The sequence below is a fragment of the Rhodanobacter sp. FDAARGOS 1247 genome (assembly GCF_016889805.1).
In the GTDB taxonomy this organism is placed as follows: Bacteria; Pseudomonadota; Gammaproteobacteria; order Xanthomonadales; family Rhodanobacteraceae; genus Rhodanobacter.
Map to the genome: position 1 here is coordinate 902482 of NZ_CP069535.1, position 23314 is coordinate 925795.

Annotated in this window: 23 protein-coding genes and 1 riboswitch; of the genes, 16 read left to right on the forward strand and 7 right to left on the reverse strand. The window is 67.7% G+C overall.

The genetic code is table 11. From position 1 onward, the window contains the following. Positions 1 to 62: 62 nt before the first annotated feature. Entirely contained in the window at positions 63 to 2462 is a 2400-nt protein-coding gene (locus tag I6J77_RS03875) for a GH92 family glycosyl hydrolase (RefSeq protein ID WP_239309186.1), read from the forward strand. Positions 2463 to 2465: 3 nt separating this feature from the next. After that, positions 2466 to 4331: a glycoside hydrolase family 2 protein gene (locus I6J77_RS03880; RefSeq protein ID WP_204110636.1), complete on the forward strand. Its 1866-nt coding sequence runs from the start codon at positions 2466 to 2468 to the stop codon at positions 4329 to 4331. Positions 4332 to 4517: 186 nt separating this feature from the next. Here I6J77_RS03880 and ettA read toward each other — a convergent pair whose 3' ends face one another. The 3 genes from ettA to I6J77_RS03895 form a co-directional block, all read right to left on the reverse strand. Continuing rightward, on the reverse strand, positions 4518 to 6185 hold the full coding sequence (gene ettA, locus I6J77_RS03885) for an energy-dependent translational throttle protein EttA (protein ID WP_204110637.1): 1668 nt from the start codon (positions 6183 to 6185) through the stop codon (positions 4518 to 4520). Positions 6186 to 6329: 144 nt separating this feature from the next. Then, positions 6330 to 6938, reverse strand: coding sequence for a TetR family transcriptional regulator (locus tag I6J77_RS03890; protein WP_204110638.1), 609 nt, complete (start codon positions 6936 to 6938; stop codon positions 6330 to 6332). Beyond that, positions 6935 to 7831, reverse strand: a complete 897-nt coding sequence (locus tag I6J77_RS03895) for an NAD(P)H-binding protein (protein WP_204110639.1) — start codon at positions 7829 to 7831, stop codon at positions 6935 to 6937. The genes I6J77_RS03890 and I6J77_RS03895 overlap by 4 nt, the downstream gene beginning before the upstream one ends. A gap of 272 nt (positions 7832 to 8103) precedes the next feature. Here I6J77_RS03895 and glyA point away from each other — a divergent pair, with 272 nt between their 5' ends. The 11 genes from glyA (at position 8104) to I6J77_RS03950 (ending at position 17484) form a co-directional block, all read left to right on the forward strand. Further along, complete coding sequence (gene glyA, locus I6J77_RS03900; protein WP_056717484.1) at positions 8104 to 9357, forward strand: serine hydroxymethyltransferase; 1254 nt, start codon at positions 8104 to 8106, stop codon at positions 9355 to 9357. Between the two features lie 9 nt (positions 9358 to 9366). Continuing rightward, complete coding sequence (locus I6J77_RS03905; protein ID WP_204110640.1) at positions 9367 to 10065, forward strand: CTP synthase; 699 nt, start codon at positions 9367 to 9369, stop codon at positions 10063 to 10065. A 2-nt stretch (positions 10066 to 10067) separates the two neighbouring features. Next, positions 10068 to 10580: a transcriptional regulator NrdR gene (gene nrdR / locus I6J77_RS03910; RefSeq protein ID WP_056717486.1), complete on the forward strand. Its 513-nt coding sequence runs from the start codon at positions 10068 to 10070 to the stop codon at positions 10578 to 10580. A 32-nt stretch (positions 10581 to 10612) separates the two neighbouring features. Continuing rightward, positions 10613 to 11674: a bifunctional diaminohydroxyphosphoribosylaminopyrimidine deaminase/5-amino-6-(5-phosphoribosylamino)uracil reductase RibD gene (gene ribD, locus I6J77_RS03915; RefSeq protein ID WP_204110641.1), complete on the forward strand. Its 1062-nt coding sequence runs from the start codon at positions 10613 to 10615 to the stop codon at positions 11672 to 11674. 108 nt (positions 11675 to 11782) lie between these two features. Next, positions 11783 to 11951: riboswitch (FMN riboswitch) on the forward strand. Positions 11952 to 12082: 131 nt separating this feature from the next. Beyond that, positions 12083 to 12724, forward strand: a complete 642-nt coding sequence (locus tag I6J77_RS03920; protein ID WP_204110642.1) for a riboflavin synthase — start codon at positions 12083 to 12085, stop codon at positions 12722 to 12724. Between the two features lie 150 nt (positions 12725 to 12874). Next, entirely contained in the window at positions 12875 to 13966 is a 1092-nt protein-coding gene (gene ribBA, locus I6J77_RS03925) for a bifunctional 3,4-dihydroxy-2-butanone-4-phosphate synthase/GTP cyclohydrolase II (RefSeq protein ID WP_056763990.1), read from the forward strand. 76 nt (positions 13967 to 14042) lie between these two features. Beyond that, positions 14043 to 14972 (forward strand): muramoyltetrapeptide carboxypeptidase, encoded by a 930-nt coding sequence (gene ldcA / locus I6J77_RS03930; protein WP_204110643.1) that lies wholly within the window; start codon positions 14043 to 14045, stop codon positions 14970 to 14972. Between the two features lie 115 nt (positions 14973 to 15087). Next, positions 15088 to 15552 (forward strand): 6,7-dimethyl-8-ribityllumazine synthase, encoded by a 465-nt coding sequence (gene ribE / locus I6J77_RS03935; RefSeq protein ID WP_204110644.1) that lies wholly within the window; start codon positions 15088 to 15090, stop codon positions 15550 to 15552. Continuing rightward, on the forward strand, positions 15549 to 15992 hold the full coding sequence (nusB, locus tag I6J77_RS03940) for a transcription antitermination factor NusB (RefSeq protein ID WP_204110645.1): 444 nt from the start codon (positions 15549 to 15551) through the stop codon (positions 15990 to 15992). Before ribE ends, nusB begins: the two co-directional genes overlap by 4 nt. A gap of 20 nt (positions 15993 to 16012) precedes the next feature. Beyond that, positions 16013 to 16981, forward strand: a complete 969-nt coding sequence (gene thiL, locus I6J77_RS03945) for a thiamine-phosphate kinase (protein WP_204110646.1) — start codon at positions 16013 to 16015, stop codon at positions 16979 to 16981. Then, a complete protein-coding gene (locus tag I6J77_RS03950; RefSeq protein WP_204110647.1) occupies positions 16978 to 17484 on the forward strand; it encodes a phosphatidylglycerophosphatase A in 507 nt (168 codons plus the stop codon). Before thiL ends, I6J77_RS03950 begins: the two co-directional genes overlap by 4 nt. Positions 17485 to 17551: 67 nt before the next feature. Here I6J77_RS03950 and I6J77_RS03955 read toward each other — a convergent pair whose 3' ends face one another. Genes I6J77_RS03955 through I6J77_RS03970 form a run of 4 tightly spaced genes read right to left on the reverse strand, consistent with a single transcriptional unit; the run spans position 17552 to position 21083 of the window. Further along, a complete protein-coding gene (locus I6J77_RS03955; RefSeq protein WP_204110648.1) occupies positions 17552 to 19219 on the reverse strand; it encodes a flotillin family protein in 1668 nt (555 codons plus the stop codon). 33 nt (positions 19220 to 19252) lie between these two features. Next, the gene (locus tag I6J77_RS03960) at positions 19253 to 19870 is read right to left on the reverse strand and encodes an OB-fold-containig protein (protein ID WP_204110649.1); all 618 of its coding nucleotides are present in this window, start codon (positions 19868 to 19870) and stop codon (positions 19253 to 19255) included. Beyond that, positions 19867 to 20538: a PspA/IM30 family protein gene (locus I6J77_RS03965; protein ID WP_204110650.1), complete on the reverse strand. Its 672-nt coding sequence runs from the start codon at positions 20536 to 20538 to the stop codon at positions 19867 to 19869. Before I6J77_RS03965 ends, I6J77_RS03960 begins: the two co-directional genes overlap by 4 nt. Positions 20539 to 20579: 41 nt before the next feature. Further along, positions 20580 to 21083 carry a hypothetical protein gene (locus tag I6J77_RS03970; RefSeq protein ID WP_204110651.1) on the reverse strand — a complete coding sequence of 168 codons (504 nt, stop codon included), beginning with the start codon at positions 21081 to 21083 and terminating at the stop codon, positions 20580 to 20582. A 207-nt stretch (positions 21084 to 21290) separates the two neighbouring features. On the opposite strand from I6J77_RS03970, the gene I6J77_RS03975 reads away from it, so the two are divergent. The 3 genes from I6J77_RS03975 (at position 21291) to I6J77_RS03985 (ending at position 23238) form a co-directional block, all read left to right on the forward strand. Continuing rightward, positions 21291 to 22265: an aldo/keto reductase gene (locus tag I6J77_RS03975; RefSeq protein ID WP_204110652.1), complete on the forward strand. Its 975-nt coding sequence runs from the start codon at positions 21291 to 21293 to the stop codon at positions 22263 to 22265. An 84-nt stretch (positions 22266 to 22349) separates the two neighbouring features. Then, on the forward strand, positions 22350 to 22556 hold the full coding sequence (gene hemP, locus I6J77_RS03980; protein ID WP_239309187.1) for a hemin uptake protein HemP: 207 nt from the start codon (positions 22350 to 22352) through the stop codon (positions 22554 to 22556). Positions 22557 to 22656: 100 nt separating this feature from the next. Further along, positions 22657 to 23238 carry a hypothetical protein gene (locus I6J77_RS03985; RefSeq protein WP_204110653.1) on the forward strand — a complete coding sequence of 194 codons (582 nt, stop codon included), beginning with the start codon at positions 22657 to 22659 and terminating at the stop codon, positions 23236 to 23238. Positions 23239 to 23314: the final 76 nt, after the last annotated feature.

A 23314-nucleotide genomic window follows, 5' to 3' on the forward strand; every position in this document is an offset into this window, starting at 1 on the left:
TATGCGTGGGGCCAGGCCTTGTTGCCCGGCCCCAAGACCGCCCCACGTCCTGGAAGATTCCCATGTTCCCCTCTCTCGCACGTTCCCGCGCACCGTTCCGCAACGGGCGCATCCTCCTGGCCGTGATGCTGGCGACCTTCGCGGTCCCATGCATCGCCGCAAGCCATCCAGTCCATGGCGGCAGGTCTGCACCGGAAAAATCGGCTGTCGATGAAGCCAATCCGCTGGTCGGCACCGCGCCATTGGACCGGCAGGTGTGGATCGGAAACGCGCCGCCGCCAGGCGAGCCGCTTTACACGGGCATGACCACGCCGGGCGCGAGCCTGCCGGAAAGCGCGACGGAAGCGGCCCCGGTCAACATCAACGCCGACCTCGGCTTCGCCACGGGCGTGCCCGTGGCCTATGACTACCGCCGCCCGACGATGATCGGCTTCACCGGCGGCGGTTCGACCTATGGCGCGCGCGGTGAGCCCATGGTCATGCCGGTGGTGGGCGACTGGACCGTGCCGCCGGACTACGCGACGTCGTACTACGACAAGGCAACCGAGAAGGCATCGCCCGGTTACTACGCGGTCGACCTCGCAACGTTCCACACACGCGTCGAACTCACGGCGACGCAGTGGACCAGCCTGATGCGCTTCACGTTCCCCGAGAGCCACCGCTCGAATGTCGTGGTGAACCTGCGACGGGGAGGCGGCGACGTCGAGGTGGTCGGTGACCACACCCTGCGCGGTGTCGCCACCGCCGGGCGCCGCGACAGGGACGCGGACGGCCCGTTCTTCGTGGCCGAGTTCTCGCGGCCCTTCACCCGCTTCGGCACCTTCCGCGCCGAAATCACCGACAAGGACGAAGGGCTGGGCAGGGAGGACGTGCAGGCTGGCCGCCGCAAGATCTCGGGTGATTACGCGGGCGCCTATCTCACCTTCGACACCAGGGCAGGCGAGCAGGTGGTGGTGCGCATCGCCCACGGCCACAGCGCCGAAGAAGCCGAACAGCGGCTGAGGGCGCAGGACAGCGACGCGGATTTCGACCGCGTGCACGCCAGGGCGCGTGCGGCATGGGCGCAACTGTTCGATCGCGTCGAAGTGAGCGGAGGCACGCCGAAGCAGCGCATGCTGTTCTACTCCACGCTCTACCACTCCTTTGCCAGCCCGCGCATGGTCGCCCGCCAGGGCGAGCACTATACGGACGCCGACGGCCATGACCAGGTCGCGGACTACGACCACTACGGGCCGGTGCCGTTCTGGGATACGGGACGCAACCAGATCGTGCTGCTGATGTTGCTCCAGCCGACTGTCGTGAAGGACATCATGCGTTCCGAGCTGGACCGCGCCCGCGAGCGCGGCTACATGAACACCTCGTTCCATGGCGACCATGCGGTATTCCTCTACGACGGTGCATGGCAGCGCGGCATCGACTTCGACTACGTCGGCGCCTACGAGTACCTGCGCAAGAACGCCACCGATCCGAAGGGGCCGCGCGGCTACCTGGCCGAATACGCGAAGCAGGGCTGGATCTCCGACGTCGTGCCGGACGGAAACCCCAGCCCGCCTTACGCCGGCGGCAAGGCGGGCGTCGCCACCACGCTTGAATACGCGTGGGATGACCATGCACTGGCGGATTTCGCCCGGCGGCTCGGCAAGACGGAGGATGCGGCGATGTTCGAGCGCCGCGCTTCGAACTACCGCAACGTGTTCGATCCGTCGGTCGGCTTCATGCGCGGCAGGACCGCCGACGGCAAGTGGATCTCGCCGTTCGATCCGGCCGAGCCGTACTACAACTTCATGATGAAGGAAGCGTCGGGGTGGTCCACGCTGTGGCTGGTGCCGCACGACGTGCAGGGCTTGATGAACCTGCTGGGCGGACGCGACGCCTTCAACGCCAAGCTCGACGCCTTCTTCGCCACGCCTTACCAGCCCCAGGGCATCTGCCGCGACTGCACGGGCATGATCGGCCAGTACGTGCAGGGCAACCAGCCGGACCAGCAGGCGGCCTATCTCTATGCCTGGAGCGGCCAGCCCTGGAAGACGCAGGCGCTGACGCGCCGCATCCTCGCCGACTTGTATGGCAGCGATGCCACCGGCTACGGCTATCCCGGCATGGACGACCAGGGCTCCACCTCATCCTGGTACGTGCTCAGCGCGATGGGCTTCTATCCGGTCGACCCCTCCAGCCCCGACTACATCCTCGGCAGCCCGATCTTCGATCGCGTCCGCCTGCACATGGGCAACGAAAAGGTGCTCGAGATCGACGCGCGCAACAACTCGGCGAAGAACATCTACATCCAGTCCGCGACGCTCAACGGCAAGCCGTGGACCAGGCCCTGGTTCAGCCATGCGGACATCGCCAACGGCGCCACCCTGGTGCTCACGATGGGCCCCGAGCCGAACAAGGCGTGGGGCGCCCGCCCGCGGGATGCGCCGCCTTCCATGACGGCGCGGGGCGAGACTCACGAGGAATAGCAGATGACGTGGAGCATCAAGACATGGCGTGCGCGCGCCTGGATCGGCATGACCCTGGCAATGGGTTTTGCGTCGATGGCGATGGCGGCGGACAAGCAGGCTACGTGGAGCGGCAAGGTGGCGCCGCTGGCGACACCGTGGACGGCCGAAGTGTCGCCCGGCAACGCATTGCCCGACTATCCGCGGCCGCAGCTGGCGCGCCCGTCACTGGAACATCCCCGGTGGATGAGCCTGAACGGCCTGTGGCAGTACGCGGTGGCCGATGGTCGAGGCGCACCGCCGTTCGGCCGGGCGCTGAAGAGCTCGGTGCTGGTGCCGTATCCGATCGAATCGGTGCTCTCGGGCGTGCAGATGCATGCGGACTTCATGTTCTACCGGCGACTGGTGGACGTCCCGGCGGACTTCACGGCGCAGGGCCAGCATGTGCGGCTGAACTTCGGCGCGGTGGCCCAGGACGCCACGGTGTATGTCAACGGCAAGCAGGTGGTCCGGCATACGGGCGGCTATACGTCGTTCGGCGCGGACATCACGCAGGCGCTGCGCCCGCACGGCCCGCAGGAGATCGTCGTTGCGGTGCATGCACCGGTGGACGGCGCCAATGTGATGGTTGGCAAGCAGCGGCTGAAACCCGAAGGCATCTTCTACACCGCGGCCTCGGGCATCTGGCAGTCGGTGTGGCTGGAGCCGGTGCCGGCGACCAGCCTGGCGCAACTGACCTTCACGCCGGCACGCAGCCTGGATGCCTTCACGGTGACTGCGAAGCTGCAAGGCGGTGGCGGGGATGCCACGCTGCATGTCGTCGCTTATGCGGATGGCAAGGCGGTGGGCGAGGCGAGCGGACCGGCCGGCAAGCCGCTGCGTCTGCCCATCGGTCATCCGCGCCTGTGGAGTCCGGCAGATCCCTTCCTGTACATCTTCAAGGCCACCCTCGCCAAGGGCGATCAACGCGATGAAGTGACCAGCTATGCCGGCCTGCGCACGATTGCCGTGGAGAAGGTGGGTGGACGCAACCGCATCGTGCTGAACGGCAAGCCGACCTTCCTGCTGGCCACGCTGGACCAGGGCTACTGGCCGGACGGCATCTACACCGCGCCCACCGACGCGGCGCTCAGGTTCGACATCCGGAAGACCAAAGACCTGGGCTTCAACACCATCCGCAAGCACATCAAGGTGGAGCCGGCGCGCTGGTACTACTGGGCCGACCGCATCGGCATCATGGTGTGGCAGGACATGCCGGCGCTGCCGAACGGCCGCAACGAAAAGCTCGGCGACGCCGACAAGGCCGGTTTCCGCGCCGACGTCTCGGCGATCATCGAGCAACTCAAGGGCGAGACCTCGATCATCGGCTGGATTCCGTTCAACGAAGGCTGGGGCCAGTGGAGCATCCCGGCGGCCGCCGAGCTGGCAGCGCAGATCAGGCAGCTCGATTCCTCGCGTCTGGTCGATGCGCGCAGCGGTGCCAATTGCTGCGACACCAAGGGAGATCCGCATGCTGGCGACGTCTACGACGTGCATGACTACCAGGGCCCCGGCCTGCCCAGCCCGGACGCGACGCGCGCCTCCATGGACGGCGAGCACGGTGGCCTGACCCTGGGCGTGCCCGGTCATGTCTGGCCCAACACGGCCATCAACCCGTACGGCGATGTGAAAGACAGCGCGGCGCTGACCGCCGGCTACGTCGCCAATACCGCCGTGCTGCGCGACAAGGGTCCAGCCATCGGTGTGTCCGGCAGCGTCTATACCCAGATCACCGACGTCGAAGGCGAGCACAACGGCTTGTTCACCTATGACCGCAAGGTCGAGAAGGTGGACGCTGCCAGGGTGCATGCGATCAACGCGGAGACGATACGCGCCAATGGGCAACCCTGAGACTCGCGCGCGGCAGGTCCCGGTCCCTTCGCCCGCCTGCCGCCACGGCTGAGCCGACGTGCGCGAGAGCGCCCGACCCGGTCAGAGCGCCAGCAGGGTTTCAAACGATCTTCCCGCCGTTCGACATCCGGCGGGTTCGCGATTTTCCGTCAGGCAGGCGAGGGTGCCGCCAGTTCAGGCAGACGATCAGGCCAGCTTCTTGTACTTCACCCGGTGCGGTCGCGCGCCCTCATCGCCGAGGCGGCGCTTCTTGTCGGCCTCGTACTCGTTGTAGTTGCCGGGGAAGAACTCGACGTGCGAGTCCCCCTCGAACGCGATGATGTGGGTGGCGATGCGGTCGAGGAACCAGCGGTCATGCGAGATCACGATCGCGCTGCCGGGGAATTCCAGCAACGCGTCTTCCAGCGCGCGCAGGGTTTCCACGTCGAGGTCGTTGGACGGTTCGTCGAGCAGCAGCACGTTGCCGCCCTGCAGCAGGGTCTTGGCCATGTGCAGGCGGCCGCGTTCGCCGCCGGACAGGCTGCCGACGATCTTCTGCTGGTCGGTGCCCTTGAAGTTGAAGCGGCCGATGTAGGCGCGCGACTGGATCTCGAAGTTGCCGATGGTGAGGATGTCCGAACCGCCGGACACTTCCTGCCACACGTTGTTCTTCGGATCGAGCGCGTCGCGCGACTGGTCGACGTAGGCCAGCTTGGTGGTGTGGCCCAGCTTCACCTCGCCCGAGTCCGGCGTCTCCTTGCCCATGATCATCTTCATCAGGGTGGACTTGCCGGCGCCGTTGGGGCCGATCACGCCGATGATCGCGCCCGGCGGCACCTTGAACGACAGGTCCTCGATCAGCACGCGGTCGCCGAACGACTTGGTGACGTTCTTGAACTCGATCACTTCCTGGCCCAGGCGCTCGCCCGGCGGGATGAAGATTTCATTCGTTTCGTTGCGGCGCTGGTAGTCGACCGAGTTCAGCTCCTCGAAGCGGGCCAGGCGAGCCTTGCCCTTGGACTGGCGGCCCTTGGCGGCCGAACGCACCCACTCCAGCTCCTTCGCGATCGCCTTCTGGCGCGACTTTTCCTGGTTCGCTTCCTGCTTCAGGCGGGCGTCCTTCTGCTCCAGCCACTCGGTGTAGTTGCCCTTCCACGGAATGCCGCGGCCGCGGTCGAGTTCGAGGATCCACTCGGCGGCGTTGTCGAGGAAGTAGCGGTCATGGGTCACGGCGACGACGGTGCCGGGATAGTCGTGCAGGAACTTCTCCAGCCAGTCGACCGACTCGGCGTCCAGATGGTTGGTGGGTTCGTCCAGCAGCAGCATGTCCGGCTTGGACAGCAGCAGGCGGCACAGCGCCACGCGGCGCTTCTCGCCGCCGGACAGCGGCCCGACCATGGCGTCCCACGCCGGCAGGCGCAGCGCATCGGCGGCCACTTCGAGCTGGCGTTCCAGAGCATGGGCGTCGTTGGCGGCCAGCAGGTTTTCCAGCTGTTCCTGTTCCTTGGCCAGCTTGTCGAAATCCGCGCCGTCCTCGGCGTAGGCGGCGTAGACCTCTTCCAGCCGCTTCTGCGCGTCGAGGATCACGGAGACGCCTTCCTCGACCACTTCGCGCACGGTCTTCTCGGGATTCAGGTCCGGCTCCTGCGCCAGGTAGCCGATCTTGGTGCCCGGCTGCGCGCGCGCCTCGCCCTGGAAGTCGGTATCCACGCCGGCCATGATCTTCAGCACGGTGGACTTGCCCGCGCCGTTGACGCCGAGCAGGCCGATCTTCGCGCCGGGGAAGAAGCTGAGCGAGATGTCCTTGATGATCTGCCGCTTCGGCGGAACGATCTTGCTGACACCGTTCATGGTGTAGATGTACTGCGAGCTCATGCAACCTCCGAAAGCGGGCGCCGCGCCGCCGACAGGCGGGCGCGGAAAGGGGATTCACCAAACCGGGCATTATAAGCGAGGAGGGGGTGGAGTGCCTTTTCGCCAGGACGAAAAGGCACTCTGACCCCGCTCAGGCCTACCCGGCTATTTGCGCCGTCGCGACGGAGCGGGCGCCGGGGCCAGGCCGGCCAGCAGCAGGTCGAGCAGTTGGGCGAACGCCGCGTCCTCGCCCGGTTGACCCCAGAGGTGGGAAAGCCCCGGGTAGTGGAAGCGCGCCGTGGCATCGAACAGGGCTCGTGCGGTGGCGGCGGGATCGAGCTGGCGGAAGTCGCCACTGGCTACGCCGGCGGCAAGGATCGAGGCGATCTGCTGCTGCATGCGTCCCTTGTGCTCGGCGATGGCCTCGCCCGCTTCCGCCGCCAGCGCGCTGTAGGTGGCGAACAGCTCGGGGTCACCCAGCACGTTGTCACGCTTGGCCTGGCGCAGGGTGGAGAACCACTGGCGCAGGCGCGCCGGCGGCGGCGTGCGGCTGTTGGCGATCGCCTGCAACGGCGCCATCGACCGCGCCAGCCAGCCGCGCAGGACCGCCTCGCGCAGCGCCGCCTTGCTGGCGAAATGGCGGTACACGCTGCCGTGGCTGACCCCGAGCGCCTGCGCCACGTCGACCACGGTCGCCTTGCCGGGCCCGTAGCGGCGCAGGACATCCTCGGCGGCAGCGAGGATGCGTTCGGGGGTGAGTACGGAGTCGTTCATGCCGCCGATTCAAGCACATCGAGCGTGGCGCAGACGAGTTCGTCCGCCACGTAACCCAGCGGGATGCGGCCGCACACGTGCTCCGTCGCGCGCTTCTCGAAGCCGATCCAGCCGCTGTTGAAGCCGTCCAGCATGGCGATGCGCGGTGCGGTGCGATCGGCCGGCATGCCCTCGTCCACGAAGCGCGCCGCCCATTGTTCGCGCGGTATCGCGATCGTCTCCACGTCGTGCTCCAGCACGGCGGCCAGCGACTGCGCCATGTCGAGCGGGCTGTAGCGTCGCGGACCCTCCACCTCGATCACCCGGCGACCGAACCAGGTTTCCTCCAGCGTGTTGGCGACGGTGCGCCCCACATCGTCGGTGGAGACCATCGGTATCGAGCGGTCGAGCGGCTGCAGGTGGCTGGCAAGCCGCCCCTCGAATTGCGCCAGCGGCACATCCCAGCGCAGGTTCTCCATGAACCAGGCGGCGCGCACGTGGGCGCGCGGCATCGGCAGCGCGTCCAGCGCCTGTTCCAGCAGGTGCAGCTGGGTGATCAGGCCCAGGTCGCGTTCCTGTTGGGCGCCGATCGACGACAGCGCCACGATCTTCGGCGGCTGTGCCTTGCGCAGGGCGGCGGTCAGCGTGTCGATCAGGGCGCGCGGTTCGGCGAAGTCCGCATCGGGCGTGAAGTTGGCTGGCAGCATCACGAACACGCCTTCGACGCCGGTGAAGGCCGCGGCCAGTGCCTTCGCGTCCGACCAGTCGGCGACGGCGATCTCCACGCCGCGTGCGGCCCACGCCGCGGCCCTGCTCCTGTTGCGCACGATGGCGCGCACGCGCTCGCCGCGCTCCAGCAGGTACTTCGCGGCGGCGCTGCCGACCTGCCCGGTGATGCCCATGATGGCGTACATGTGATGTCCTCGAAGAAGGGAGGGAGGGTGTCCAGCGGAGTCGGGCTGGCTGTCGGGCGCCGCCGCGAGTGCAGGGGATGGCCGTTGCCGGTTGGCTGGTCGGCCCGAGGGCTGCGTTCGACGCGTGCCGATGTTAGACAATTGACTGACAGATTTCAATATCTGTCAGTCAATTATTCAAACCACGCCTGCACCGGGATGCCATCAGTGGCCGGAAACGCCCGTCGGGGCTACACTTTCGAACTTCCCCGCCCGCCACTCACGAGGTCAGAATGTTCCCCAAGGACTGCACGATTGCCGGTTACGACGACGAACTGGCCAAGGCCATCGCCGATGAAGGCCGCCGCCAGGAAGATCATGTCGAGCTGATCGCCTCGGAGAACTACGCCAGCCCGCGAGTGATGGAAGCGCAGGGTTCGAAGCTGACCAACAAGTACGCCGAGGGTTACCCGGGCAAGCGCTACTACGGCGGTTGCGAGTACGTGGACGTGGCCGAGAAGCTGGCGATCGACCGCCTGAAGCAGCTGTTCGACTGCGACTACGCCAACGTGCAGCCGCACTCCGGCTCGCAGGCGAACCAGGCGGTGTACCTGGCGCTGCTGCAGCCGGGCGACACGATTCTCGGCATGTCGCTCGCCCATGGCGGCCATCTCACCCACGGCGCCAAGGTCAACATCAGCGGCAAGCTGTTCAACGCGGTGCAGTACGGCGTCGATGAAAATGGCCTGATCGATTACGACGAAGTGCAGCGCCTCGCCACCGAACACCAGCCGAAGATGCTGGTCGGCGGCTTCAGCGCCTACTCGCAGGTGGTCGACTGGGCGCGCATGCGCCAGATCGCCGATTCGGTCGGCGCGCTGTTCTTCGTCGACATGGCCCACGTCGCCGGCCTGGTCGCCGCCGGCGTGTACCCGAGCCCGCTGCCGCATGCGCACGTGGTCACCTCGACCACCCACAAGACCCTGCGCGGTCCGCGCGGCGGCATCATCGTGAGCAAGGGCGCCGGCGAAGAGATCGAGAAGAAGCTGCAGTCGATCGTGTTCCCCGGCATCCAGGGCGGTCCGCTGATGCACGTGATCGCGGCCAAGGCGGTGGCGTTCAAGGAAGCGCTGGAGCCGGCGTTCAAGACTTACCAGGCCCAGGTGGTGAAGAACGCCAAGGCGATGGCGAAGACCTTCATCGAGCGCGGCTACAAGATCGTTTCCGGCGGCACCGAGAACCACCTGATGCTGGTCGACATGATCGGCAAGGAAGTCACCGGCAAGGCGGCCGAGGAAGCGCTGGGCAAGGCGCACATCACGGTCAACAAGAACGCCGTGCCGAACGACCCGCGCAAGCCGTTCGTCACCTCCGGCCTGCGCGTCGGCTCGCCCGCCGTCACCACCCGCGGCTACATGGAAGGGGACGTGATCGAACTGACGCAGTGGATCTGCGACGTGCTGGACGCGCCGGACGACGAGGCGGTGATCGCCCGCGTGCGTGAGGCGGTGACGGCGCAGTGCAAGAAGTTTCCGGTCTACGGCTGAGCCATCGGCATGCACGCGCTTCAGGTCGGGTTGATCGGTGACCACAACGATGAAGTGGTCGCCCATCGCGCCATTCCGGTGGCATTGGACATGGCGGCGGCCGCCTGCGGCGTGGCGGTCGAACCGATATGGGTACCGACCGAACAGGTCGGTGATGGCGCGTCGCTGGCGGAGTTCGATGGACTCTGGTGTGTGCCGGCCAGTCCGTACCGCAGCATGGACGGCGCGCTCACGGCGATCCGGGTGGCGCGCGAGCGGCACGTTCCGTTCCTGGGCACCTGCGGCGGTTTCCAGCACGCCATGATCGAATATGCGCGCAACGTACTCGGCTGGGCCGACGCCGAGCATGCCGAGACGGCGCCGCAGGCCCGGCGCCAGGTCATCGTGCCGCTGCTGTGCTCGCTGGTCGAGGTGACCGATGCCGTGCACCTGGTCGAGGGCTCCCGGCTGGCGCGGGCCTATGCTGCCAATTCAATCGTCGAGGGCTATCACTGCAGCTACGGCTTGAGTCCCGATTTCCGGGGGGCGCTTGCGGACGGTCCGTTGCGGGTTTGTGCCGTGGACGATGCGGACGACGTACGCGGGGTCGAACTGGACGGCCATCCGTTCTTCGTCGCCACCCTGTTCCAGCACGAGCGGGGCGCCTTGCAGGGGCGGTTGCCGCCCGCCGTGCGTGCTTTCGTGCAGACGATGGCCGACACTTACTGACCATGCACTGCCCCTTCTGCCAGCACGAAGACACCCGCGTGATCGATTCGCGACTGACCGAGGATGGCAGCACCGTGCGTCGCCGGCGCGAGTGCCCGCAGTGCGGCGAGCGCTTCAATACGTACGAAACCGCCGAGCTGAAATTGCCGACGATCGTGAAGAGCGGCGAACGGCGCGAGACGTTCGACGAGCGCAAGCTGCGGGTGAGTTTCGAGCGTGCGCTGCAGAAGCGGCCGGTGGCCAGCCACGACGTGGATGCCGCGGTGCGCGCGATCATCAACGACTTGCGCCGCAGCGGCGAGCGCGAGGTGCCCTCGCGCCAGCTCGGCGAGCTGGTGATGCGCGAGCTGAAGAACCTCGACCAGGTCGCCTACGTGCGCTTCGCCTCGGTCTATCGCAAGTTCGAGGACGTGCAGGCGTTCCGCGAGGAGATCGAGCGGCTCGAGCGCGACCTGCCGGGACTGGCCGATCTGCAGCTGCCCCTGCTCGGTGGCGGCAAGCGCGAAGGCAAGTGACGGATTCCTTTTCGGCAGTTGATCACGCCCACATGGCGCACGCCCTGCGCCTGGCCGAGCATGGCCTGTTCACCACCCAGCCGAATCCGCGGGTCGGCTGCGTCATCGCGCATGGCGACGACGTGGTCGGCACGGGTTTTCACCAGCGTGCCGGCGAGCCGCACGCGGAGGTCTTCGCGCTGCGCGAAGCGGGCGGGTCGGCGCGCGGCGCCACCGCTTATGTGACGCTGGAACCCTGCGCGCATCACGGACGCACGCCGCCCTGCGCCGACGCGCTGGTCGCCGCGGGCGTGCGCCGCGTGGTGATCGCCAGCGAGGACCCGTTCCCGCAGGTCAACGGCCGCGGCATCGACCGGCTGCGCGCGGCCGGCATCATGGTCGAGACGGGCCTGCAGCGCGAGGCGGCCCGCGAATTGAATGCGGGCTTCTTCAGCCGGATCGAGCGTGGCCGTCCGTTCGTGCGGGTGAAGCTGGCGATGAGCCTGGACGGGCGCACGGCGCTGGCCAACGGCGAATCGAAATGGATCACCGGCGAGGCCGCGCGTGCCGACGTGCAGCGCTGGCGCGCCCGCAGCTCGGCGATCCTCAGCGGCAGCGGCACCGTGCTGGCCGACGATCCGCGACTTACCGTGCGACTTGGCGACGACGAGGAGTTCAGCCCGCCGCTGCGCGTGGTGCTCGATCGCCAGCTGCGCACGCCGCCAGGCAGCCACGTGCTGGACGGGTCGGCGCCGACCCTCGTCCTGCATGGCGCCGCGGCATCTTGTGCGGACGGGCGTTTCGCCCGGATCGAGCGGATGGCCGTGGCGACACGGGGCGACATGATCGACCTGCACGCCGTGCTCGCCCTGCTGGCCGGCCGCGGCTGCAACGAGGTGCATGTCGAGGCCGGCCCCACGCTGTGCGGCGCGCTGTTCGCCGCCGGCCTGGTCGACGAACTGCTGCTGTATGTCGCGCCGATCCTGCTGGGCGACAGCGCCCGGCCGCTGCTGCAACTGCCGGCCCTTACCGACATGGCGCAGCGCTGGCAGCTCACGCTGCGGCAGCAACAACTGCTGGGTGCGGACTGGCGATTGCAGCTGCGTCCCGCCTGAGCAAGGCGTTGTGGCACCCGGGTGAACACTGCATTCGCCGCGGCAACATGCGGTCGCGCCACGCCGCGGTGCTAGAATTCGCCGTCGGCCTCGGCCGGCAACCATGCACAGCGTCTTCAGGGCGGGGCGAAATTCCCCACCGGCGGTAGGTTCCTCGGAACGAGCCCGCGAGCGCTTCCGGCCAGGCCGGAAGGTCAGCAGATCCGGTCAGACTCCGGAGCCGACGGTTGGAAGCGGGCGACCGCTTCCTCACAGTCCGGATAAAGAGAAGACGGCACGACGCGCGCCCTTGCCGGTGCGCGTCTGGCCTGATGCCTTGTGGCGTACTCGCTTAACTTCATGCGGGATACGTTTCATGAAAGCCATTGCGTCCATGCGGTCCACCGCCCTCCCGCCGGAGGCGCGCTGATGTTCACCGGCATCATCCAGACCGTGGGCCGCGTCGTGCGGCTCGAACCGCGCGGCGGCGACGTGCGCCTGCATGTCGACACCGCCGACCTCGACCTCGCCGATGTGCAGCTCGGCGATTCCATCGCCGTCTCCGGCGTCTGCCTCACCGCGATCACGCTGGAGCCGCGCGGCTTCAGCGCCGACGTCTCGAACGAGACCTTGTCGCTGACTTCGCTGGGCCAGCTGAAGGCCGGCGATCCGGTGAACCTGGAAAAGGCCTTGCGGCTGGCCGACCGCCTCGGCGGACACCTGGTGTCCGGCCACGTCGACGGGCTCGGCAAGGTGGTGTCGATCACCCCGGATGGCCGCTCGCAGCGCTGGACGTTCGAGGTGCCGGCGACGATCTCGCGCTACATCGCGGCCAAGGGTTCAGTCTGCATCGACGGCACCAGCCTCACCGTCAACGAAGTCGCCGGGTCACGATTTGGCGTCAACCTGATCCCGCACACGGTCGAGCACACCGCCTTCCACGCGCGCCGCGCCGGCGACGCGGTGAACATCGAGGTGGACGTGATCGCGCGCTATGTCGAACGGCTGCTGGCCAGCGGCGAGGCGCCGCGGCTGGACGAGGCGTTCCTCAAACAGCACGGCTTCGCGTGATGCCAATGACCGTCATTCCAGCGAAAGCTGGAATCCAGCGCCCCATGCGCCTTGCAGGCACTGGATCCCAGCTTTCGCCGGGATGACGGTTCTTCCGCTTCTCCGCTTCTCTGTTCCCCGTTCCCCCGTCTCCATTCCCGGACCCCCACCATGCCCTTCAACACCATCCCCGAAATCCTCGAAGACATCCGCGCCGGTCGCATGGTGGTGATCCTCGACGACGAAGACCGCGAAAACGAGGGCGACCTGATCATGGCCGCGCAGATGGTGCGGCCCGAAGACATCAACTTCATGGTGCGCGAGGCGCGCGGCCTGGTCTGCGTCACCCTGACCGAGCAGCGCACGCGCCAGCTGGGCCTGAAGCCGATGGTCAGCGACAACACCTCGTCCTACCACACCAACTTCACCGTCTCGATCGAGGCGGCCGAAGGCGTCACCACCGGCATCTCGGCGCATGACCGCGCGCGTACCATCCAGGTCGCCGTGAAGAACGACGCGAAGCCGCAGGACCTGGCCCAGCCCGGCCACATCTTCCCGCTCACCGCGCAACCCGGCGGCGTGCTGACCCGGGCCGGCCACACCGAGGCCGGTTGCGACCTGGCCGCACTGGCCGGGCTGGAGCCTTCGGCGGTGCTGATCGAGATCCTCCATGAAGACGGTTCGATGGCACGCCGTCCCGAACTGGAAGTCTTTGCGGCCAAACATGGACTGAAGATCGGCTCGATCGCCGACCTGATCCGCTACCGGCTGGAGACCGAGAAGACCGTGCAGCGCGTGCACGACGAAATGGTCGAGACCGAGTTCGGCATGTTCCGGCTGATCGCCTATCGCGACGTGATCCGCCGCGGCCTGCACTACGCCCTGGTGCGCGGAACCGTCGATGACGGCGCGCCGGTGCTGTCGCGCGTGCACGTGCGCAACACCTTGTCCGACGTGCTGCACCTCAAGCGCGACGACCTTGGCCTCACCGTGACCTCGGCCCTGCGCCGGATTGCCGACGAGGATCGCGGTGTGCTGCTGGTGCTGTCCGGCGAGGACACGCCGGAGGCCTTGCTGGCAAGGTTGCAGCGCCAGCCCAGCACGCAGGCCCCGGAAGATGCGCAGCAGCAGGAGTGGCGCCAGCTGGGCCTGGGCGCGCAGATCATGGGCGATCTCGGCGTGCGCCGGCTGCGCGTGCTGGGCACGCCGCGCAAGCTGGTCGGCCTGGCCGGCTTCGACCTGGAAGTCGTCGAATACGTGTAGGAAAAAGCGCCGAGCATTGCCACGCAATGCCCATGCCACGACCGCATAATCCAGCTTTCCGTCATCGACCATGCCCATGTCCGCAACCCGCATCCGCCTGATCGCCCCTTCCGGCTACCCGCACGATCGCGCCGCGATGACGCGTGGCGTGGAACGCCTGCAGGCCGCAGGTTGCACGGTGGACGGGCTGGAGGTGCTCGATCGTACCGAGCAGCGCTACGCAGGCAGCGACGCCGAGCGCGCGGCCGACCTCAATGCGCTGGCGACGCTGGACGTGCTGCCCGACATCGCGCTGGCGATCCGCGGCGGTTACGGCGCCACGCGTCTGCTGGCGGGGCTGGATTACGACGCCCTGCGCGAGCGCCTGCAGGACAGCAACACCTTGCTGGTCGGCTACAGCGATTTCACCGCCGTGCAGCTGGCGCTGTACGCGCGCAGCGGGCTGTGCACGTTCAGCGGGCCGATGCTGGGCGCCGATTTCGGCGCGGCAACGCCCAGCGATTTCACCTGGCGGCATTTCTGGGACACCGTGCGTGCGCCCAGGGCGCAGCTCGAGTGGAGCACGGCGGCCGACGCCGAACTCGACGTGGAGGGCCCGCTGTGGGGCGGCAACCTGGCGGTGCTGTGCAGCCTGATCGGCACGCCATATTTCCCGGACATCGACGGCGGCATCCTGTTCGTCGAGGACGTCGGCGAGCCGCCGTTCCGCATCGAACGCCTGCTGTACCAGTTGCACCTGTCCGGGGTGCTGGGGCGCCAGCGAGCGCTGGTACTGGGCGACTTCAGCCAGTGCCGTCCCAGCGGCTACGACAACGGTTACGGCCTGGCCGAGAGTTTCGAACAGATCCGCCGGGCCAGCGGCGTGGCCGTGATCGGAGGCCTGCCGACCGGCCACGAGCCCGACAAATTCACCTTGCCATTCGGCGCGCCGGCGCGGCTGCGCGTCTCGGGCGGCAAGGCCCGGCTCAACTTCGGCGGCTATCCGCATCTGCCGCCCGAGGCCTGACCCCACCCCGATCCTCCCCAGCAGAGCCGGGGAGGGGACAAACGGGCAGGATCGTCGGCAAACCCGTAAAATGCCCGGTCTGCCTGGGCCGCGCGTCCAACCAAGGAAATCTGCAATGAAGATCATCGAAGGCGATTTCGCCACGCCCAAGGGCCGTTTCGCCATCGTCGCCGGCCGTTTCAACGGCTTCGTGGTGGAGCCACTGGTGGCCGGCGCCCGTGATGCGTTGGTGCGCCATGGCGTCAAGGACGAGGCGATCGACCTGATCCGCGTGCCGGGCGCATGGGAAATCGCGCTGGCCGCGCACAAGCTGGCCAACTCCGGCAAGTACGCGGCGGTGATCGCGCTGGGCGCGGTGATCCGCGGTTCCACTCCACACTTCGACTACGTCGCCGGTGAATGCGCCAAGGGCCTGGCCCAGGCCGCGACCAGCTCCGGCGTGCCGGTGGCGTTCGGCGTGCTGACCACCGACAGCATCGAGCAGGCGATCGAGCGCTCGGGCACCAAGGCCGGCAACAAGGGCGCCGACGCCGCGATCGCCGCGCTGGAAATGGTCAACCTGTACGGGAACCTCGGATGAACCAGGGCATCGACATGCAGGCGCGCTCGCGCGCCCGCCGCCGCGCGCTGCAGGCGCTGTATGCGTGGCAGCTCAGCGGCAGCCACATGAACGCGGTGATCGACCAGTTCCGCCACGAGCAGGACATGGAAGTGGCCGACCTGGAGTATTTCGAGGACCTGCTGCACGGCGTGGAGAAGAACGTCGACGCGCTCGACGAAGTCCTGCGGCCGCACATCGACCGCGAGGTGGCCCAGGTCGATCCGATCGAGCGCGCGGCCCTGCGCCTGGCCGCGTATGAACTGAAGTTCCGCCCCGATGTGCCGTACCGGGTGGTGATCAACGAGGCGATCGAGGTGACCAAGCGCTTCGGTGCCGACCACGGCCACAGCTACGTCAACGGCGTGCTGGACAAGCTGGCCAGCGAGCTGCGCGTGGTCGAGAAGCAGCACGGCCGTTGACCGCCGACCGGGGCCGGCCGATGGAATTCCGACTGATCGAACGCATCCGCGAACTCACCGCGCAGGCGCGTGACGACGTGCAACTGGGCATCGGCGACGACGCCGCGCTGCTGCTGCCGCCGGTCGGACAGCATCTGGCGGTCGCGCTGGACACCCTGGTCGAGGGCGTGCATTTCCCCCGCGGCACGGCCGCCGCCGACATCGGCTGGAAGGCGCTGGCGGTGAATCTTTCCGACCTTGCCGCGATGGGCGCAAGCCCGGCGTGGGCCTTGCTGGGGCTGACCCTGCCCAAGGCGGATGCCGACTTCGTCGAAGGTTTTGCCGAAGGCTTCGGCAAGCTGGCCAGACCACATCGACTCGCCCTGGTCGGCGGCGACACGACGCGCGGTCCGCTGGCGATCAGCGTGACCGTGCATGGCTTCGTGCCGCCGGGCAAGGCATTGACCCGGGGTGGCGCGCGCGTCGGCGACGCGGTGCTGGTGACCGGCACGCTCGGCGATGCCGCGGCGGGCTTGCAGGCGCTGCAGCAACCGCTGTCCGATGACGACACCCGCGCCGGCCTGCGTGCCTTCCTGATCGAACGGCTCAATCGGCCCACACCGCGCCTGTCCGCCGGCGTCGCCCTGCGCGGCCAGGCCAGCGCCTGCGTCGACGTCTCCGACGGCCTGGTCGCCGACCTCGGTCACATCTGCAACAGCAGCGGCGTAGCCGCGGAAATCGACGCGGCATTGCTGCCGCGTTCCTCGGCACTGATGGCGCTGTACGACGAAGCGGCTGCGCTGCAGTGCGCGCTGGGCGGCGGCGACGATTACGAACTCTGCTTCACCGTGCCGGCGGCGCGGGTGGCCGACGTGCAGGCCGACCTGTCACGGCTGGGCTGTGGCGCGACCCGGATCGGGCGCATCGTCGAAGGCGCCGGCGTGCGCGTGCGCGGCCTCGATGGCGAGTGGATGAACACGGATCGGCCCGGCTGGGAGCATTTCGCGTGAGCGCAAAGAAGACCTTGAGCGCCGAGCAACGTCGCGCCTTGCTGGCCACGCCCGCCGGCTGGCTGGCCTCCGGTTTCGGCTCGGGTCTGGCGCCGGTGGCGCAAGGCACGTTCGGCTCGCTGGCCGCACTGCTGCCGTGGCTGTGGCTGCGCGAACTGTCGTTGCCGATCTACGTGGTGATCCTGCTGGCAGGTTTCGCGCTCGGCGTATGGGCATGCACCGCGGCCGGCCGCGCGCTCGGCGTCGACGATCACCGCAGCCTGGTCTGGGACGAATTCATCGGCCAGTGGATTGCGCTGCTGCCGTTGCTGGTGCTGCCTGCGCCGTGGTGTTGGATCGTCGTCGGCTTCGCCCTGTTCCGCCTGTTCGACGTGTGGAAGCCCTGGCCGATCCGCTGGCTGGACCGCCGCGTGAAAGGCGGCTTCGGCGTGATGATCGACGACGTGATCGCCGGCGTGTTTGCCGCGCTGGTACTGGCGCTGGCGATCTTTCTGCTGCGCTGATCCGGAAGGCCCGCGACACCGGCGCGGGACGAGGGCAGGGGCCTCGTCGCGTGCCGGCATCGAATGATCAGTGACTCGAATCGGGCGCGGGACCTGTCGGCAGAACCGTGGATGCGGTCAGGTCGGCCTTGACGCCGTTGACCAGGTTGGCCAGCGAGTCCCCCTTCATGCCGATCTCGCCCAGCACGGCGTCGAGGATCGGCTGCTGGGCACGATAGGCCAGCGCCGCGGACACCGCCTGTTCGGCCAGGTTGCCCGTGGCCGGAGCCTGGCCGTTGCCGGCATGGCCGCGGTTGAGCCCGTCCACCTGCACGATCTTGATGCCATCGATCTTTTCCATCGGCTTCACCGAGGCCTCGATGATGCCGGGCAGGGCGGCGATCAGCGCCTGCTTGATCTGCAGCATGACCTGCTCGGCACCGAGCGTGTTCAGCGACTCGTTGCGCATGCGGATGCCGGAGGCCTCCACTTCGAAACGCACCCGGTCGGCTTCGGCCTTGATGCGGACGGCCTGTGCCTGGTTGTCGGCGGCGTCGCGCTCCGCCTCGGCAGCAACCTTCACCCCGATGGCCTCCTGTTGTGCTTCCTGCTCGGCGGCAACCAGGGCGATCTGCTTCTCGCGGTCGGCGATCGCCACTTCGCGCGCAGTCTTCACCTGCTCTTCGGCGCGGGCGGCCAGCGCCCGTGCCTCGTTGGCGTCGCGCTCGGCTTCGGACTGCGCCTTGGAGCGCTCGGCGATCGCGGTCATCTTTTCCTGCTCGGCCAGGGTGGTGCGCTTCACCTGCTCGATCTGCGCCACCTGGACGTCGCGCTCGGCCTCGATCTGGCGCTGCTTGATGGCGCGCTCCTTCTCCACCTGCGCCTCGCGCACCAGTCGCTCGGCCTCGATCGTGGCCTGCTGCGCCTCGCGGTCGCGCTGTGCTTCGATGGCGGCGACCTCGGCTTTCTGCTGGGCCGTGCGAGTGGCCACTTCCTGCTGCTGCGACAGCGTGGCGAAGGTCTGCTCGCGGTCGATGCTCAGGCGCTGGTTGATCGCCTCGTAATTCTTCTGCGCGATCTCGACCGAGGTGTTCTGCTCGATCTCGTTGCGCTGCTTGGCGCGCAGCTGGGTTGCTTCGGTGAGCTTGGTCAGGCCCTCGGCATCGAACGCATTGTTTGGGTCGAAGAAGTTCATCGGGGTCTGGTCGACTCGGGTCAGCGAGACGCTCTCCAGCTCCAGTCCGTTCTTCAGCAGATCCTCGGCCACGGCGTGCTGCACGGCCTGGATGAAATCCTGGCGCTTGTCGAGCAGCTCCTGCATGGTCATCGACACGGCGGCGGCACGCAACGAGTCGACGAACTTGTCTTCCACCAGCTCGCGCAGGCTGTCCGGTGCCATGGTGCGCTGGCCAAGCGTCTGCGCGGCGTTGGCAATGCCTTCGACGCTGGGGATCACCCGCACGAAGAAGCCGGCGACCACGTCCACGCGCATGCGGTCGCGGGTGAACAGGCTGTCCTTGCCCGCGCGGGCCACTTCCAGCTTCAGCGTGTTCATGTTGACCTGCATGATCTCGTGGAACACCGGCAACACCAGTGCGCCACCGTCCATGATCACCTTCTGGCCGCCCATGCCGGTGCGGACGAAAGCCATTTCCTTGGAGGAACGACGGTACAGCCGCGCAATGATCAGGCCGACCACCACCAGGCCGAGCAGCAGGATGCCAACGAGGATGGAGACGTCAATCAGGTTGTTCATCAAGATTCCTTGCTTGAAGCGGTTGATCGGATGTCAGCCCAGCAGATCCGGGCGTGGATTGGGGATGGCCGCGAAGCGCGAACCGCTGATCTGGCGCACCAGCAGCACGTCGCTGTCGATGGCCAGTTCGTCGACGGTTTCGTCGGGCTCGACCATCAGATAGAGCGTGTGGCCGTTGCCATCGGCCACCTTCGCCTGGGCCGGATACGCCGGCCGGGCGTGGCCGAGCATGTGGGCGACGCGGCCGACCAGACTGTCGAAGGTGACCGCATAGGTTTCTTCGCGCGGCATCCAGCGGGCCAGGCGCGCTCCCAGTGCGCGCACCATCGGCAGGCTGGTCAGCAGCGCCACGGGTACGGAGAGAAGGCGCGGCAGGGGAGCGCCGAACGAAGCCATCGCGATGAAGTTCAGCGCGAAGCCGGTGAGCGCAAATGCAGTCAGCAACAGCGCCAGCAGGACCAGCAACGGCGCGCGTCCCACATGCATCCAGCCGAGGAACCCATCGGGTGGCTCGTGCTCGATCATGCCGTCCAGCCAGTGCCAGGCACTGGCGCCGAACAGCAGGGACAAGCCCTCGACCAGGCCGAGCAGCAACAGCACGCCCAGTGCGGCGAGGAAGGGCAGCGATGCCGGCAGCACGAACGGATTCACCGGTCCTCGCCCAGCTGGATCTTCAGCGCAGCCAGACGCTCATCGATACGCTGCTTGCGCTGCATATCAGCGATTTCCTTGAGTTTCATCGCATCCCCCTGTGCGGCGGCAAAGCCTACCACGCCGGTTTCCCGCGCCATGATCCGGTCGAACGCGTTTTCGGCGCGGGCCGCGCGATTTTCGCGGCCGCCATGGTCGGGTGCCTGTCCCGGCGCATTTTCCTGGCGGCGCGAGGCGAGGAATTCGCGCAGGATGGTCTCGCGCTCCTGCTTGCGCGCCATCAGCGCACGCAGGTAGCCCTCGCACTCTGCGGCGCGTTCGCGCTGCGTCTCCAGGTTCTGCTGCAACACCGGCAACTGGTCCTCGATCAGGGTCTGCCGCTCCAGGCAGGCCGCGGCCAGATCGTCACGTTGCTGCTGGACGGCCAGTTCGGCGCGGGCGGCCAGTTCCTCGTGCTCGCCGGTGAGCTTGCCCATGCGGGTCGCCAGCTGGTGCTTGGCCGCCTCGATGCGGCCGAGTTCGACGCGCACTTCGCCGAGCACCTGTTCGATCTCGCGCAACACCTGGTTGAGGGTGGCCTCGGGTGCCAGGCCTTCGACCCGGTCGAGCAGCGCGTGCGCGCTGCCACTGATCAGACGGACAACGCGATCCTGCAATGAATCGGTCATGGCTTTCTCCTTGCGTTCCAGGTGAGATGAAGGACGAGCAGTCAGGCGGCCTGGCGGGCGACGCGGACGGCGTCGACCAGCGCGGCGAGTTTCGGCAACTGCCGGTCGATCGCCACGCTGTCGTAAGCGGGAACATCGGGCGCCACGCCCAGCCTCAGCAGCGCGCTGATCAAGGCGGTACTGCGTTGCAGCAGCTGGTCCTCGATCTTGCGCGCGCGTTCGGGCGAGGCATCGGCATCGATCTGTTCGGAGGCCAGCAGGGCCATCAGTTGCGGCACCCATTCCAGCATCGTCGCGACGATTTCGGAGCGCTGCTCCCGGCGGTGCTCGAACCCGGCCACACCACGGGCGAACGGCTGTACCAGTTCGCGCAGCCAGCCCAGGGTCAACTCATAGGAGTCGCTGCCATCGAGTTGGCGCCGATAGCGCTGGATGATGGCGCGCAGCTTGTCCGAGGGCGTGCTGGTACCGGGCACGTCCAGCCCGGTCAGCCACTCGAAGTCTTCCTGCGGAACCCGTACCGAAAGGGGAATCGAGATCGACATGGTCTGAATACCTTCGTATGCAATCGTATACACATGCATACTGCTCCTGCCCGCGGGGCTTGTAAAGAGGAAGTGCGGCGAACAGGCGACGATGCCGGCCTGGCTCCCGGATCAGGTCGCCTCCACGCCGCTGGACGACTTCACGCCATGTTCGTCATGCTCGCCGTCCGGCATGCCCGGCCACTATCCCCACGAAGGAGTCCTCCCATGCAATACCGCCGCCTCGGCACGTCCGGCCTGCAACTTTCCGCGCTGTCGTTCGGCGCCTGGGTCACCTTCGGCAAGCAGGTGGGGCGCGGGGAGGCGCGGGAGCTGCTGGCGCTGGCGCACGATCGCGGGGTGAATTTCTTCGACAACGCGGAGACCTACAACAACGGCGTGGCCGAGCAGGTGATGGGCGACGTGCTGGCGGACCTGCGCTTTCCACGCGACAGCTATTGCGTGTCCAGCAAGGTGTTCTTCGGCGCGGTGGACAAGCCGCTGCCGACCCAGCGCGGGCTGTCGCGCAAGCACGTGATGGAAGCCTGCACGCAGGCGCTGCAGCGCTTGCGCGTGGATTACCTGGATCTGTACTTCTGCCACCGCCCCGATCCGGAGTCGCCGATCGCCGAGACGGTGATGGCGATGGACACGCTGGTGCGCCAGGGCAAGGTGCTGTACTGGGGCACCAGCGAATGGCCGGCCGAGGCGATCCACGAGGCGCACCGGATCGCCCGCGAGAACCATCTATACGCTCCGGTGATGGAGCAGCCGCAATACAACCTGCTGCACCGCGAGCGGGTGGAAGAGGAGTACGCGCCGCTGTACGCGGCGTACGGCATGGGCACCACGATCTGGTCGCCGCTGGGCTCGGGCCTGCTCAGCGGCAAGTACAACGATGGCGTGCCGGCGGACTCGCGCCTGGCGCAGCCGGATTACGCGTGGTTGCGCGAAAGCGTGCTGGGCAAGGGTGACGAGCGGCTGCGCAAGGTGCGCGCCCTGCAGCCGATCGCCGATGAGCTGGGTTGCAGCCTGGCGCAACTGTCGATCGCCTGGTGCCTGCTCAATCCGCACGTGTCCACGGTGATGCTGGGCGCCAGCCGGCGTGAGCAGCTGGAACAGAATCTGGGCGCGCTGGAGGTGTTGCCGAAGCTGGACGCAACGCTGGCACAGCGGATCAGGACGATCGTCGAAGCCGCCTGAACGCACGCGGGCGGGCGGGGCGGTTGACAGGTTAATGAGAATCATTATCATCAAAGCCGTCATCCTTCTTTCGTGGATCTGCCCATGTCCGTCCCGTCACTGAGCCACTCCATGCCGTCCCGGTCGATCCAGCGACCGGTATTGGCGTTGCCCGCCACGTCGCCGGTGGCTGCGCGGCGTGTTTCCAGCCACACGCTGCTGGAAGGCGAGCGCGAGCTGGTGATCCAGCACCAGGGCAGCGAGTACCACCTGCGCCTCACCCGCAACGACAAGCTGATCCTGACCAAATAGCCCTGCGTCGTCCGCGTCCGGGTGGGCGGCGCCCATCTCCCCAGCCTCAGCCAGCGCGTCGCTTGCGGCGCCCGCCGGGCCATTCCGCCCGAGGTGATCGATGTTCGTTCCGCCAGTCCATCGGTTGCAGGATCTGCGGCGGGCCAGGCCGGCCCCGGCCATCCATTGGCGCTGCCTGCGCACGACGCCGGCGCAGCTGGTCGAGCGCCTGCCCGAACTGGGCAGCGTGCTTTATGTGCCGATGCGGCCCGACGGCACGCTGCTGCGCGAATGGCCCCGCGGCCTGCTGGTCGACATGATGCAGCTGGCGCCGCTGCTGCAGACCCGCAGCCTGGCCGCTGCCGGCACGATCACCAGCGAAGGTCCGCGCGAGTGGATCGAATGCCAGGATCGCGAAGGCCGCGGTTGTGCCCGCCTGCACCTGTTGCCGGACACCGACTACCTGGCGTGGGATCGATTGCTCGAGCACGGCCGGGCGGTGCCGGGAAATCGACCTTCGCGCCGGCTGCGCCAGCCGCGTCCGGTGTACGCGAAGGTGCTGCGCTTCCACGCCCGCAGGCTGGGCGGCCTCGTCGTGCTGGGCGCCGAACCGTGCCTGCCGATCTCGCCGCTGGGCCGGCAAGTCGCCGGCCAGATCGCACAGGCCGAGGCGGTGCCGCTGCAACTGGCCAGCAGCGACTAGCTCGCGAAAACCGCGGGTCCCGCATGTTCGTCCGACCGTCCGTCGAGTGTCCGCGGACACCGGAGGCAGCCGCGTG